This window comes from Veillonella parvula, from assembly GCF_945949885.1.
Lineage (GTDB): Bacteria > Bacillota > Negativicutes > Veillonellales > Veillonellaceae > Veillonella > Veillonella parvula_B.
The window spans coordinates 20,170-34,758 of the sequence record NZ_CAMFFZ010000025.1 but is presented as its reverse complement, the minus strand read 5'-3'; the positions used below and the strand labels follow the sequence as shown (position 1 = coordinate 34,758).

The 14,589-nt window shown below is 39.0% G+C and carries 13 protein-coding genes and 1 pseudogene; 12 read left to right on the top strand and 2 right to left on the bottom strand.

Annotated elements, in window-relative coordinates; all coding sequences use genetic code 11:
- Nucleotides 1–199 precede the first annotated feature (199 nt).
- The gene (locus tag Q7O55_RS07755; protein ID WP_303929590.1) at nucleotides 200–790 is read right to left on the bottom strand and encodes a nitroreductase; all 591 of its coding nucleotides are present in this window, start codon (nucleotides 788–790) and stop codon (nucleotides 200–202) included.
- Nucleotides 791–1,046: 256 nt separating this feature from the next.
- On the opposite strand from Q7O55_RS07755, the gene Q7O55_RS07750 reads away from it, so the two are divergent.
- The 10 genes and pseudogenes from Q7O55_RS07750 (at nucleotide 1,047) to Q7O55_RS07705 (ending at nucleotide 12,325) form a co-directional block, all read left to right on the top strand.
- On the top strand, nucleotides 1,047–1,565 hold the full coding sequence (locus Q7O55_RS07750; RefSeq protein WP_303929588.1) for a MarR family winged helix-turn-helix transcriptional regulator: 519 nt from the start codon (nucleotides 1,047–1,049) through the stop codon (nucleotides 1,563–1,565).
- Between the two features lie 154 nt (nucleotides 1,566–1,719).
- Nucleotides 1,720–2,118, top strand: coding sequence for a hypothetical protein (locus Q7O55_RS07745; RefSeq protein ID WP_058948300.1), 399 nt, complete (start codon nucleotides 1,720–1,722; stop codon nucleotides 2,116–2,118).
- An 89-nt stretch (nucleotides 2,119–2,207) separates the two neighbouring features.
- Nucleotides 2,208–2,978, top strand: a complete 771-nt coding sequence (locus tag Q7O55_RS07740) for a carboxymuconolactone decarboxylase family protein (RefSeq protein WP_303929587.1) — start codon at nucleotides 2,208–2,210, stop codon at nucleotides 2,976–2,978.
- A gap of 145 nt (nucleotides 2,979–3,123) precedes the next feature.
- Complete coding sequence (locus Q7O55_RS07735; protein ID WP_004698228.1) at nucleotides 3,124–3,750, top strand: site-2 protease family protein; 627 nt, start codon at nucleotides 3,124–3,126, stop codon at nucleotides 3,748–3,750.
- A gap of 328 nt (nucleotides 3,751–4,078) precedes the next feature.
- Nucleotides 4,079–4,312 (top strand): (2Fe-2S)-binding protein, encoded by a 234-nt coding sequence (locus tag Q7O55_RS07730; protein ID WP_004694527.1) that lies wholly within the window; start codon nucleotides 4,079–4,081, stop codon nucleotides 4,310–4,312.
- A gap of 256 nt (nucleotides 4,313–4,568) precedes the next feature.
- Nucleotides 4,569–5,717 carry a glycoside hydrolase family 3 N-terminal domain-containing protein gene (locus Q7O55_RS07725; RefSeq protein ID WP_303929586.1) on the top strand — a complete coding sequence of 383 codons (1,149 nt, stop codon included), beginning with the start codon at nucleotides 4,569–4,571 and terminating at the stop codon, nucleotides 5,715–5,717.
- Nucleotides 5,718–5,972: 255 nt separating this feature from the next.
- Nucleotides 5,973–6,152: pseudogene (locus Q7O55_RS07720) on the top strand (lactaldehyde reductase); the annotation flags it as partial.
- Between the two features lie 433 nt (nucleotides 6,153–6,585).
- Nucleotides 6,586–8,130 carry a ClC family H(+)/Cl(-) exchange transporter gene (locus Q7O55_RS07715; protein WP_303929585.1) on the top strand — a complete coding sequence of 515 codons (1,545 nt, stop codon included), beginning with the start codon at nucleotides 6,586–6,588 and terminating at the stop codon, nucleotides 8,128–8,130.
- A 79-nt stretch (nucleotides 8,131–8,209) separates the two neighbouring features.
- On the top strand, nucleotides 8,210–9,004 hold the full coding sequence (locus Q7O55_RS07710; protein ID WP_303929584.1) for a sulfite exporter TauE/SafE family protein: 795 nt from the start codon (nucleotides 8,210–8,212) through the stop codon (nucleotides 9,002–9,004).
- Between the two features lie 498 nt (nucleotides 9,005–9,502).
- Nucleotides 9,503–12,325, top strand: a complete 2,823-nt coding sequence (locus Q7O55_RS07705) for an FAD-binding and (Fe-S)-binding domain-containing protein (RefSeq protein WP_303929583.1) — start codon at nucleotides 9,503–9,505, stop codon at nucleotides 12,323–12,325.
- A gap of 261 nt (nucleotides 12,326–12,586) precedes the next feature.
- On the opposite strand, the gene Q7O55_RS07700 is transcribed toward Q7O55_RS07705, so the two are convergent.
- Nucleotides 12,587–12,661: a type I toxin-antitoxin system Fst family toxin gene (locus Q7O55_RS07700; protein ID WP_303929591.1), complete on the bottom strand. Its 75-nt coding sequence runs from the start codon at nucleotides 12,659–12,661 to the stop codon at nucleotides 12,587–12,589.
- A 118-nt stretch (nucleotides 12,662–12,779) separates the two neighbouring features.
- On the opposite strand from Q7O55_RS07700, the gene Q7O55_RS07695 reads away from it, so the two are divergent.
- Both Q7O55_RS07695 and Q7O55_RS07690 read left to right on the top strand, forming a co-directional pair.
- Nucleotides 12,780–13,427 carry a tetratricopeptide repeat protein gene (locus Q7O55_RS07695; protein WP_303929582.1) on the top strand — a complete coding sequence of 216 codons (648 nt, stop codon included), beginning with the start codon at nucleotides 12,780–12,782 and terminating at the stop codon, nucleotides 13,425–13,427.
- Between the two features lie 184 nt (nucleotides 13,428–13,611).
- The gene (locus Q7O55_RS07690) at nucleotides 13,612–14,511 is read left to right on the top strand and encodes a DUF3829 domain-containing protein (protein WP_058948292.1); all 900 of its coding nucleotides are present in this window, start codon (nucleotides 13,612–13,614) and stop codon (nucleotides 14,509–14,511) included.
- The last annotated feature ends 78 nt before the right edge of the window (nucleotides 14,512–14,589 follow it).

The window sequence follows — 14,589 nt, the reverse complement described above, 5'->3', positions numbered from 1 at the left end:
GTTAATAGAATTGTAGATTTGGATACTGTTCAATTTCATATTGCAATTTAAGAAAATAATAGAACTAATAATAAGTAGTGGTTTTTAAATAAATAGCGCTATCTATTCCGAACAAAACTCAATTAAAGTTGTGGGATAGATAGCGCTTTTGTATTGACCTAATTATCTTATAGGAATAGCTAAGAAACTAATAGTATCTTTAATCAATATATGTTACAGGATAGCCTTTTGCTTTGATTTCACGGCGGTTAAGACCATTTGGTAGATCTGGGTAGCCGATAGCGAGGCTAGCGTAGACTTTTTCGTCTTCGCTAAGACCTAGTTCACGCATTTTGGCTTGGATGCGTTCATTATCTTGAAGATGACGGATTTGGTTAACCCAGCAACTACCAAGGTCAAGTTCATTGCAAGCAAGCATCATGTTTTGCATAGCACATGACACGTCAGCAAAGTTGTTGGCATAACTTGGTTTACTAGCCAATACGATGAGTACAGGCGCATTATAGTTGAATACAAATTTGCCTTCGGCGGACATTTTAATGATATTCACCATGTAAGGTAAAGTATTTTCTGTAATCGGCATTTTGCCGTATTCTTCTTGAACGAGTGTTACTAGCTCTTTGAGCACAACTTGGTTCGTAATCACCATAAAATGTGTTAATTGTGTGTTACCGCCAGATGGAGCGCGGCGCCCAGCGTCGAGGACTTGATCGATAAGTTCTCGAGATAATTGATTAGCTTTAAATTTACGCGTACTATGACGAGTTTTAATACATTCTAAGGTGTTCATGTGGTCCTCCTATGACAAATGGGATTTGATATAGAGTTTCTTTTATTATACTACAAGGAAGGACCTAGTAGGGGACGTATAATTTCTTCCTATTAATTCTATAGAAGTGCCTAATTCTTAACGAATAAGAAAATAAATATTAATTAATTGACAAATTTAAAAATATCTGTTCAAAGTGGGCTTTTTGCGTTGACTGTTTACCGTAAAATTGTGTACAATTAATTAGTAGATAATTGTGTGCATATGGAGGTAGAATATGGCAGAAATTGGTATACTTGAAGGGAACAAACATAAAGAAGATGTTCCTGATTCAGAATATTTAAGATTGGAAAATCAATTGAGCTTCCCACTTTATATAGTGGCGAAGGAAATTGTTAATGCATATCGTAGTCACCTAGATCCTTTAAATTTGACATATACTCAATACATCGTGATGATGGCATTGTGGCAATATGGTGATTTATCCGTTAAGGAATTGGGCCAAATATTGCGCCTTGATTCCGGTACATTAACACCACTTTTAAAGAAGTTAGAAGCAAAAGCATTTTTGAAACGCAAACGCAGTCGTCAAGATGAACGCGTAGTTATGGTAACCCTTACTGATACGGGTAAAGAATTACGCGATGTAGCAGTTCATATACCACGTCGCTTGGCTGAAGCGGCAGGTCCAATTTTTGATGTAGAAGAAACACGTCAATTACGTGCATTGCTTAATAGACTGTTAGAAGCAATCGATAACGCCAATGCTAAAACAGCAGAAAATTTTGAGGGCTAATTTGATACAACCTCATATGCATAAAGTCTGTAACCGAGGAAATCTAAAAATTTTATTAAAAATGTGATATACTATACACATAGCGTATTGTATTAAAGTCATGTGAGAGTATGACTAATTTGTGATTTGCCCTCGTGGCACAAAGGAGAGCATTATGAATAAAAATTTATTAGGTGCATTTGTATTAGCCGGTACATTATTAGTTGGCGGTGTTGCAAACGCAGCAAACTGGAATGGGTTAGCTAACTACCCAGAGGTTCCAAACAGTGCAAATGGTACAGAAACGTATTTCTTCGATAAAGCATCTGAGTTTAAAGGTATAGACAGCAGCCGTAACCATGTATTCGGTGTTAATGTAATTAACATGCATAATAACGAATATGGGGAAGCTACATTGTTCAAATATCTTGTTCATCCAAGCTTACATACTGTATATCGTTATGCTCCAGATGGTCAAGTTTACCAAATTCAACCTGGAACAAATGAGTTCAATATGTTCATGGCTGCTTGGAAAGAAGTATACGGCACAACTTTCGAATTCCCAGCGTTATAATCTGATGGCCCGTGCCGTAATAATTACATAACTATTGCTGGTGAAAGCTCCTTTTGGGCTTTCACCAGTGTTGTTTATGGAGGTTTTTTATGTCTAAATCTGAATTTGCTCAAGCCTATACGGAGCGTATGTTCCCTGATATTGCAGCCCCAGCAGGTTATATTGATCCAGAGTTTGAAGTATTGTTTGATAATTTTGCCTTTGATGAAGTCATCACCGAAGAAGGCCGTAATGTACCGGCAAAGGATCGCTTCTTAGCCATTCTTGCTACATTAGTAGGCGCCTCCGCTGTTGATGAATATGCATTAATGCTACCGGCAGCATTAAACTTTGGCCTTATTCCTGATGAAGTGGTAGAGCTCATTTATCAAGCGGTGCCCTATCTTGGCATCGGACGTGTGCGCCCCTTCTTTAAGGTGACCAATAAGATTTTTGACTATCGTGGAGAAACCATTGTTGATCCATCTCGCAGTACTATTACTAGTGAGTCTCGTCTAGAAAAGGGCGTAGAAAAACAAGTGGAAATCTTTGGGGAGTCTATGCGCAATTCTTACCAAGAAGGGCCAGAAGATATTCGTCATATCAACAAATGGCTTGCCAATATGTTCGGCGATTACTATACACGTAAAGGCCTTAGCGTGGCTCATCGTGAAATGATTACCTTCTGCTTCCTTGCGGCTCAAGGTGGCTGTGAAGCTCAACTCAAGGCTCATGTAGAAGGTAATTTGAACGTAGGGAACAGCAAACAATATTTGATTAATATCGCATCCCAATGCGTGCCGTATATCGGCTATCCTCGTACATTAAATGCCCTTCGTTGCATTCAAGAAGGCTACACCGCATGGGACTCAAAGCAATAAAAGTAATAAAGATAATAATGAGTTAACGAAGTTTGACAATGCGTTGATGTAAATTAATAATGTATTGATCCAACTTACATACTAACAATAATAGGTTAGTACAACTCATATAATTATGAATTGATATAACTAATGAAGGAGTTCTATGTTTGATTTAAATCCGGTTCAGATATTAGCAAGTATTCCTGCTATTATGATCGTTTTTTCTATCTTTGGATATGCAGAGGCAAAGGTAGCAACTTGGTTTGGTGATCCAACGCCACGTCTGGCGGGACGCCTCACATTGTCACCAATGGCACACCTTGATCTAATTGGTACCATCTGTATTATTCTTGTTGGCTTTGGTTGGGCAAAACCTATGTCAATTAATCCATCTTACTTTAAAGATCCACGACGTGATATAAGCTTGCTTGCCTTTGCAGGTCCTGTGGCAGGTCTTATAGCAGGCTTTATATTCACCTTTATATATATGCTCCTTGGAAAATTAGGCCTCATGGAGTCCCAAGGTCTTGCCATGGTTATGCAATATATTATTTTATATAGTATTGGCTTATCAATTTTCTGTTTGATTCCGTTCCCACCATTGCCTGGTTTTAATATTATCTTGCCGTGGTTGCCTACAGAGTGGCAGATGAGATATTACCAATTAGGGATGCTTAATTTATTATTCTTTATCATCCTTATTAACACACCCATTATTTCCATGGTTATTCGTCCATTACAACAAACGATATTTAAAATCTACTTTGCCATTATTGGGCTCATACTATAATTATATTTTGTGAAAGTTTCTACCATAAAGATAATATCTTTATGGTAGTTTTTTATAGTTTATAGATAGATTTAGCTTATCTTTACATATAATGTATTTGTAAATTTTTTTCGTTTTTATAGTAACAATTTTACTTTTGACTGTTCTTTGGATTTTATATTAAAAACTATCGATGTAGTTCCTCAATTGTGTTATAATAAATACAGAAATCGTAAATTTTCGATATAGCAATATTATAGTGCATCACTAGATATTGTTGATATAGTAAATCGATACACTAAATTGATACTGTATATAGATATTCAAGTGAATAAATGAGGAATTACATATGAATTTTGAAGAAAATCAAGTGCCAGAGGCGATTCTGGACAAGCTTACAAAGGTGTGCACATGTCGTAGTATTACGCGCAAAACGATTAAAGAAGCCATTTTAGATGGTGCTCATACATTTCCACAAGTAAAAGAAGCAACTCGTGCTGGCACGGGTGCTTGCGGTGGCAAAGGCTGTGGGCCTCGTATCGTAAAGCTCTTAGCGGAAATGAAAGAGCAAGGGAAAATTTAATTTGCGAAATGTAACATACACATTTTACACATCCAAAATGTAAACTATAATGTTTACACAACAAAAATGAAACATATAAAGATTGTTATTTGATTCTCTCAATGGATATACCCGTTGGGTTTTCGAGTAACAATCTTTTTGTTTTGTAAGATGCATGTACTATACTGCTGCTTGTCGTGTATTGATTATGTTGGGCTCGTTTATATTTTTTGATATACTATACATATTACTTTTTAGAGATTTAAGGGAGGTATGCATGTTTCGACGTTTCGTAGCAGCCACTATGATTGGTGCATTAGCACTCACAACGGGTTGCGGTTTACATAATCCATTTGCTTCAAAGGCAGAGCCTGTGACCTATGAGTCCGTGGCACAAAGCGAGCTTTTACCGGAGCAAAAGGTGGACAAGCTAGTGGCTAATATGTCCGATGCAGACAAGGTGGGCCAATTGTTGATGATTGGCATTCACGGCACAATGCTAAACGATGACGCTAAATTTATGCTCAACGAGTACCGCGTGGGCGGTATCATCTTGTTTGATCGAAATATGGAGTCCAAGGATCAAGTTAAAACGCTCATTACAGATATTAATAAGGCCGGTAAAAGCGCCGGTTTAACGCCGTTGTTCCTCGGCATCGACCAAGAGGGCGGTGCGGTAGCGCGCATGGATGATAAGCTCATCAAGGTTCCTCCCGCTGAGGAGGTAGGCAAAATGCCCGTTGAGCAAGCTGTATCTTTGGCAAAACAGTCTGGTGCAGAACTAAAAGACTTGGGATTCAATATTAATTTTGCTCCTGTGGCGGATTTGGGATTAACCTATGGCCGTTCCTTTAGTACGAACCCTGATGAGGTCGTTCGCTATGCAGGAGCCGTTGGCAAGGCTTACGATGAAACGGGCTTGTGGTATTCCTATAAGCACTTTCCGGGCATTGGTAAGACCGATGTAGACTTGCACGCGGATACAAGCATCGTTCCTGTATCTAAAGAAACATTGCTTTCAGAGGACACAAAGGTATTTATAGACCTTATCAAACAGTCTAAACCGAATACCTATACAATCATGGTGTCTCATGCGATGTACCCACAAATCGATCCAGATCATCCTGCTAGTTTATCGAAAGCGATTATTACGGATTGGTTGCGCAAGGACATAGGCTATAATGGCGTTGTGGTAACGGACGATATGGACATGGGTGCCCTCGCAAAACACTATACCTTTGGTGATATGGCAGTGCAATCCATCCTCGCAGGTAGCGATATCTTGCTCGTATGTCACGAATACGAACATATGCAAGAGGCTTACAATGGCCTTATGAAAGCCGTGAAAGACGGTCGCATCTCGAAAGAACGACTCGATGAATCGGTGAAACGAATCTTGCTTATGAAAATGAGCAAAATTTCTTAGGATATTTAATTGTATTGGCAGAAATTAACTAAACATATCACGAATATAGAAAGTGGAAGTACTATTCATTGAAATCGTATCTGAGTTGACACTTCAATGGAGACAAACTTTAGAATCATTACAATAGAAAAATATATAGTGTATACATAACGAGCTTTCAAGGATTTTATTAAATCGATAGAGAATTAATAGGTAAAGTTATTCTCTGTCGGTTTATTTTTTATTGTATAGTTTGTTTTGTTAGGAGTGAGGTATATGGCTCGCAGAATTATGCTGAACGGTACGTCCTATTTTGGGCAAGGCGCGATTCAGGAGATTGTAAACGAAATTAAGAATCGCCATTTCAAAAAAGCCCTCGTTACATCTACGCCTGATTTATTTGAGTTTAAGGTAGTTACAAAGGTTACGGATCTGCTTGATGCGGCAGGCATTTCCCTTAGTGAAGCTGGTGTAAAACGGGAAGACATTCCATTTCTCGCTGAATCTGCTTTCAACGATGCATGTACACCTGGTAACCCACGGGACGCATCCTTAGAAGAAATAATCGGCATCTATGAATCCATATTCTAATTAGCGTCTTTACATATTTCAAATTCCTCCGAATGTGTAAAGAAAATACATTTACACACTTGCTTAACAAAACTAGCCCTCTCTTTTTAGAGGTGGCTAGCTTTGTGTTTAAAGCGTTATCTATTGTTTTGTGACTCGGACCTTTGATCTCGTGTTCAGTGAGAAAGCTATTTTTATACGTAATCCTTTCTTGAAAATGGTGGTTTACATAAGTATACTAAGGATATGAATGCATAGTTCGTGTAGACCTATGTCGGCAGAGGAAAGGTTGGTTTTGGTCACTGCTAAGGAGGATGTTATGAAATTATGGAAATTTAATAAGCGTAGTTCTACCTTGGCAGATATGTCCATGAATCGAGTGCTCTTAACGGAGCTTATTGCAAAGGGTGCTCTTGTTGGGGTGATTGCCGGCTTTTTTGGGGCATCATACCGCTATTTGATACTTGAATCAGAGCATATCAGGTGGCATTTGATGGATGATATTACTATGGAATGGGCCATAGGTTGGCTTGTGGTAATGGTCATTTTTGCATTTATTGTAGATCGATTGCTCGCATGGGCCCCATTGTCTGGTGGTTCTGGTATCCCACAAATTGAAGGGGAAATGCTTGGACTCTTTGATATGAAGCCCTATCGGACACTAGTATCTAAAATGATTGGTGGCGTACTGACCGGCTTTGCAGGATTTTCCGTAGGTCGTGAAGGGCCAGCCGTACAGATTGGCGGCTCTGCCGGCAAAATCGTGTCTTACTGGATGAATTCGGGGCTACGAGAACAGCGTATTTTGACATCCGCAGGTGCTGGGGCAGGCTTAACAGCTGCCTTTAGTGCGCCCGTATCGGGGGCGATGTTCGTCTTTGAAGAGGTACATAAAAGCTTTTATCCGTATCTCGTTGTACCAACCTTCGTGGCAACTTTGATTTCTAACTATATTACAGTTAGTATCTTTGGACTTACACCAGCGCTAGGCTTTACGGTGACCTCAGGGGTTCCTCTTGAATATTTCCCGATACTGCTCATGGTTGGTGTTATCATGGGGCTATGTGGCGTGTTATTTTGCCGTATGATTTTTGCTTTCAAGAGGTTCTTTGACTGGCTCAAATGTTCTCGATTCTTGAAATTAGCCCTTACCTTTGTGGCAGTGGCGGCCATTGGCTTCGATTCGCAGCTCCTCTTGGGTGGGGGCAACGACCTCGTGGGGCAGCTCGCCTTTCAATCTCACGGTGTATTGCTTTTAGCGGGTATTGTGCTCGGCAAGATTTTGCTCACCACCTTCTGCTATGGCAGTGGTGCTCAAGGGGGCATATTTTTGCCTATGCTCGTGATTGGTGCCGCAACAGGTGCTTTTTGTGAAAGCTTGCTTTCAACTTTAGGACTTATTTCTTCTGATTTTGTACCACAGTTCGTTATCTGTGCCATGGGAGGTATGTTGGCCGCAGCTATGCGTACTCCCATCTTGGCGATTTTGCTCGTCCTTGAAATGACGAATAGTTTCTCTAATATTTATGCTATCGGTATCGTTACGCTCGTGGCCTATCTTGTGGCGGAGCTTTTAAAAGAACCGCCGATTTACGATTCCTTGTTGCAAGCCATGAGTGGTCAAAGCAATCTAGAATCGGTGCAAACCTTCTTTCAAACGAAGGTGCCTGTGGTGGCAAACTATACGGATGTACAGCTACAAGACTTGGCATTACCAGATGGTACATTAATCGTAAGTATTCGCCGTAATGGTACCTACATTGTGCCATTAGGCGATGTAAAACTCGAGCCAGGGGATGAATTACAAGTCTCTTGTGAGCGTGGCCGGTTGAAAGCCGCGAAGGCGTATTTTCAATCTAATTAGGAGTGTTAGTAGATGACATGGAATTATCCTTTGTATATATGGATAAACAATAATTTAAACGGACATGGGAGGTCTTAATGTGCTTGATAATATAGTGGTATTCTATATATTCTTTACCATAGTTGGCTTTTTAGCAGCTATGCTTGGAACCATCATCGGTGCCGGTGGGGGCCTTGTGTTTGTGCCTCTCTTTATGTACTGGTTCCCAGAGTGGTCTCCATCTATGGTCGTAGGAGCATCGCTTTTTTCTGTTATGTGTAACGCCATTTCTGGATCTATAGCGTATCTTAAGCAAAAAAAGGTATACATTAACGCTGCTATCATCTTTAGTCTTGCTACCTTCCCGGGGGCTATTTTAGGTGCCCAAATGTCTGGATGGTTCTCTGGTAAAGGCTTTATGTTTGCCTTTGGATGCTTTATGCTGTGTGCATCCGTATTGATTGGTTTTAAAAATTTTAGAAAAGGGGAAAGAAAGGAAGAAAGCCTTACTCTTGAGCAGTTGAGCTATAGTAAACCTATCGGTATTAGTATTAGCTTTTTTGTTGGCTTTATTTCGAGTATCTTTGGTATCGGTGGTGGCCTCATCCATGTGCCGGCTTTGATTTATCTCATGGGCTTTCCTACCCATATGGCAACGGCCACAAGTCAATCTATTCTCGCCGTATCAACAACGGTGGGGGTTATTACACATTTAATTGAAAGCCACATTATATTTAGTATTGCTATTCCTACTAGTATTGGCGCTATCTTTGGTGCTCAAGTAGGTGCTCGTATTGCAAAACGTCTCAAAGCAAAAGCTATCCTCGCCCTCATGAGCATAGCTGTCTTTGCATTGGCGGTACGCCTCATTCTTAAATCTGGTATTTTGGGATAATATGGTTTTATAATTAATCTATCTTTAATAAGCATAATTTAGTAAAGCTCTCTAATGGTGATTCGTAAGCGTTTATCATTAGAGGGCTTTCTGTATTTTCAGCATTTTATAAAAGGGTATAACTAAAAGTCATAGAGAACTATAAATGAGAATGAAAAATTTAAAATATATAAATCATACTATTTTTATGCATAATATTAGTAATGTATTTACTATAGAATTATAGGTAGTACGAATCGTTATTTAGAGATGTTTTAGCATATAATTACTGACTATATCTATACATGCCTAATAAATAAGGATTCTTGATTGTATATGAGGAAAAATGGGTACATGATAATGCTAATGAGATGTACTTTCAACTGAGGGAATAAAAGGGTAATGCATATCGATTTTTATTAGAAGAGATATAAATTATGCATAATTATAGTGAGGAGAATGAGAACGGCGTATACTAAAAGTAATAGATTCCTTAAGAAAGGATAGGAGGAAATAGAAGTGAGTACACTTATTAGAGATTATGAACGTTTTGCCAAGGAGGCAAATGAGATTTGTAAAGGTCGCGTATACACCGATCATTTACGTCGTTATGCATATGGCGTTGATGCGTCTTGCTATAGCTATTTACCAAAGGTAGTTGTTAAAGCTGAAGATGAACGAGAAGTAAGACGACTTATTCGTTTGTGTCAACAATGTGGGACACCATTTACATTCCGTGCGGCCGGCTCCTCTTTGTCTGGTCAATGCTCCAGTGAAGATGTGCTCATCGTATGTAATGATGGCTTCAAGAAAATGGAAGTTATTGATGATGGGAAAGCCTTGAAATGTGAATGCGGTGTTATCGGTTCCGATGCGAATGATTTATTGAAACCGTACAATCGTAAAATTGGTCCAGATCCTGCAACGCTTGCCACAGCATTAGTAGGTGGTATCTTGAATAATAACTCCTCTGGTATGTGCTGTGGTACGGCGCAAAACTCTTATAAAACAATTCGGTCCATTCGCGTTGTGTTATTAGATGGCTCCATCCTTGATACGTCTGACCAAAAGAGTATTGATCAATTCCTTAAAGAAAAACCTCAAATGGTAGAGGATATCTTACAATTGCGTAAGGATATTTTGGCCGATGAAGAATTGACACACTTGATTCACCATAAGTACAAAATCAAAAATACCACAGGTTACGGCCTGAACTCCCTTGTTGATTTTGAAGATATTATCGATATCATCAACCACTTATTTATCGGCTCTGAAGGTACATTGGGTTTCGTGTCTGAAATCGTATATAACACTGTTGAGGACGTACCGTATAAAGGCTGCGGTCTCATGTTCTTTAAAACATTGAACGATGCATCTCTTGCTGTTGTAGCCTTGGCTAATATGGGTCGTGACAAGGTTGTTGCTGCGGAAATGATGGACTATCAATCCCTTAAGGCCGTTCAATCGCTAGACAATGTGCCTGACTTCGTTCGCGAAGTTCCTGAAGGTACAAGTGCTATTTTGTTCCAAACTGAAAGCTACTCCAAAGAAACTGTCGATGAAAACTTAGCTTTTATTAAAGATAAATTGAAAGATATTCCAACAGCTATTCCAAGTCTTTACTCCCAAGATCCTAAAGAATACGATTCTTGGTGGGCTATTCGTAAAGGCATTTTGCCAATCGTTGGTGGTCAACGTAGAAAAGGCACCACTGTTATTACAGAAGACGTATGTTTCCAAATCGAAGACTTCACTAAGGGCATCGAAATGCTTACCGAATTATTCCACAAATACGATTTCGTAGACGGTGGCGTAATCTTTGGCCATGCGTTATCTGGTAATGTTCACTTTAACATTACACCTGACTTCAGCGATTCTAAAGATACTAAGAACTTCGGTGACTTGGTAAAAGAAATGTCTGAACGCGTCTCTGGCTTCGGTGGTTCTTTAAAAGCTGAACATGGTACAGGTCGTATGGTAGCACCGTTTATTGAAATGGAATGGGGGCGTAAAGCGTACGAAATCAACCGTCGTATTAAAGCTATCTTTGACCCTGAACGTATCTTGAATCCTGATGTTATCATTACTGATGACCCAGATGTGTATAAGAAAAATCTTAAAGCTCAATGCGTTATCGATGATGCTTTTACAATCTGTATGGAATGTGGTTTCTGTGAAAAACATTGTCCAAGCCGCAATTTAACATTGACTCCTCGTCAACGTATTGCATTGTTGCGTGAAACAAAACGCCTTGAAAACGAAGGCAATTTCACATTGGCTGCGGAACTTAAAAAAGGCTATGAATATTTTGGTGTAGATACCTGTGCTGCGTGCTCCATGTGTAAAGGTCTTTGCCCGCTCAGCATCGATACTGCTCAAATTGCATTATCCATGCGCCGCATCGATCCTCCAGCACCGGAATTAGCTAAGAAGATTTACGATAATTTCCCTACTACACTTCAAATGGCTCGTGCCGGCGTAAGTCTCGAAGGTATTGCAGGTTCTATCGTTACACAAAAAGCGATTTCCAAGATTACAGAAGGCTTACATGGTGTAACAGGTATTACTCCGTACATTCCTAAGACTACACCTAAGGCCAATCGTTACAGATTGAGAAGCCGTATTAAACCGACTAATTTTGAAAAGGTTGTATACTTTAGTACTTGTGCAAACCGCGCCTTCAAACCTAATCAAGGTTACGACGATGAACGCAGCTTGCAACAAGTAGTGGAAAGCCTTTGCAACAAGGCCCATATCGATATTATCTACCCTCAACATATCGAAAACCTCTGCTGTGGCTTGAGTTTTGAAAACTATGATGACGTTCATGAGCGCGCTGTTAAGGACTTACACGATGCATTGATGCAAGCATCTCAAAACGGTAAATATCCAATCATGATCGATCATAGTGCATGTTTCAACCATGCTTTCAAACATATGCCAGACTTAGAAATCAACGATATTTCTGAATTCTTGTGTAAATACGTTGTACCTCATCTCGATATTGAAAAATGTGATGAACGGGTCATCGTACACAAACAATGTAAGATTAAATCCTTGAATAAATCTCAATATATTGAAGATTTGGCTCGTCTATGTACAGACCATGTATTCAACATTAAATCCTTTGCATGCGATGGCTTTGCAGGTCAAAAAGGGTTCTTTACACCAGAACTTAACAAATGTGCTACCAAAGACCTTGCTGCTGAAATCGCTGAATACGGTGCAACACTAGGCGTAAGCTCCAGCTCTACCTGTGAAATCGGTCTTGGTGAAAGCGGTGGCATCCCATTCGTTGGCGTTGCATTCCTATTAGATCGTTGTTCTAAGGCTAAGAAATAAGTCTTGTATATCTATTGCTATTTACGTTAATGTTGCTAGTAGTTTATGTTAAAGTAACTGGTAGTTTATATTAATGTTGCTTTAATATTGCTCGCAAATTATGTTAGAACTAGTAATAGTTTTTTAGGGGTTTTATGAGATTTATTGCTAATTCTTTATTTTTCTAAGAAATGTGGTATACTAAACGTAGGTAGTAGAGTGTATGAAATTACCTGCAATATAACAAAAAAAGGACGAGTGGCAGCTCGTCCTTTTTCTTGCTTATTTTTTGTTCTTATTGTTAAGCCAGTAGCTGTAGGTAGTTATAACTAAGGCAACAATAATAGGGGCAAGCAAGGTGCCCCAGAGTGCATAAAACAGCTCCTGCAATATACCACCTCCTTTCGGGAGGTATTTTATATTATATCATCATGCTAAGGAGTCTTGTATATAATTAATGATCGGAGAATTCTTAATGAAGAAATTTGTGCTTTTCTTTCTTTTAATAATAGCTCTTACGGGATGTGGATTGAATCAAAATACGAATAGTAATAAAACAGAATCAAATGCAACTAGTTCTGCTACTGCAACTGGTTCCTCTACATCTGCTGCGGGAAATAGCCAAGCGACTACCAAGCAAGATGACCATCTAATTACAGCAAAGCAAGCCTTATCTGCTGGTGAGTATACGAAGGCCATAGAGGAAGCTACTGCGTTTATTAAACAAGATGCTAACAACGGAGAAGCCTATTCTGTACGCGGCTTTGCAACAGCATTAAATGGTGATGTAGCTAAAGGGTTGACAGATACTAAAAAGGCTTATGATTTAGATCCTAGCAATGTGGCTAATTACTATAACATGGCCATGGTCTATAAATTGCAAGGTCAGTTAAACGATTCTAAACAATGGTTTGAAAAGGTATTGGAAAAGGAGCCTAGTAACACTTGGTCTGTGTATGGTATTGCTACCATTTATGCAGACCAAGGGGATGATACTAAGGCCCTTGATTGGCTAGAAAAGGCTATACAAATAGATCCTTCTGTAAAAGCTGTTGCAGCCGAACAAGACCATTTTGAACGCTTTCACAATAATAGGCGATTTAAAATATTGGTTGGGTTATAGTTTTTAAATTTATTGAGCAATTAATAATACTATTAGAGTAGAAATGATGTTTCCTGATTCTATTAGTCACTTGACAAAATTGATACATGACCTTTATATATTAGTCCTATTCATAAAAAGCATATTAGTATATAATTAATATGTATAAATTAGATTGTGTATTGATGAAAGGAGAGGATTCATCATGAAACCATTTGGTAAAAGGGTAGTAATGGCTGTGTTGTGTGCGGCGACATTAACATCCCCCTTATTGTTGAGTGGTTGTAGTATGTCAGAGTTATGGCAGGGTACTGAACAGAGCCGTAAGGAAATTGCGCAACGGTCTGAGCAAGATCAGGTGCAGTTATTTAATCAATATGTGAAAGCTGTAAGTCGATACAATCGCATGGCTGTAATGTTTGATTATGCGAATACGCCAACTCTTAATGAGTTAAAAGCTGGGCAGCATTTAACTGTATTTAATGCGCCGAACTTTAAGCAGCTACAAAAAGAATTAGAAGAGGCTAAGCAAGCCGGTATTCCTTATGATGAAATGAAGGAGCCTTTAGATAAGTTGCTTTCAAAATTGAATGAAATTACACCGGTGGCCGAAGAGCTCGATGCATACTATAAATCTAAAGGGTATACCACAGATAACTATGCTAAGGAGCAACAGTTAGGTCCTAAATATGTTCAATTGTATGAACAATTTGTTCCTATTTATGCTGACTTTGATAATGTTATGCATAAAATCAATACGGACCGCTTGCAACAACGGTTACAACAATTGCGTGATGCAGGCAAGAAAAATGCAGCTGCAGCACAAGAGGTTCATTTGCGACTTACTGCGGTCCTAGAAAAGATTGATAGTGAAAAACAACTAGACGTAAATGCTATCAATCAAGAGTTGCAAGCTATTGGTGATGTATCAAATGGCATTACTAGTCCTAAGTATGATTCTGTTAAGACCTCTGTAAACTCTACGATTGGTGCAATCCGTACCTATATGGGCTCAAAACAAGATAACGACTATAATCGTATGATTGAGGCCTATAACCATTACATTTCTAATCTGAATACGACCAATATGAATGAGTTAGATTAACATGAGTTAGATTAATACGTCTATATAAAAGAAAGCTGTATCAAATGAGAGTATCATTTGATACAGCTTTTTAGTTGA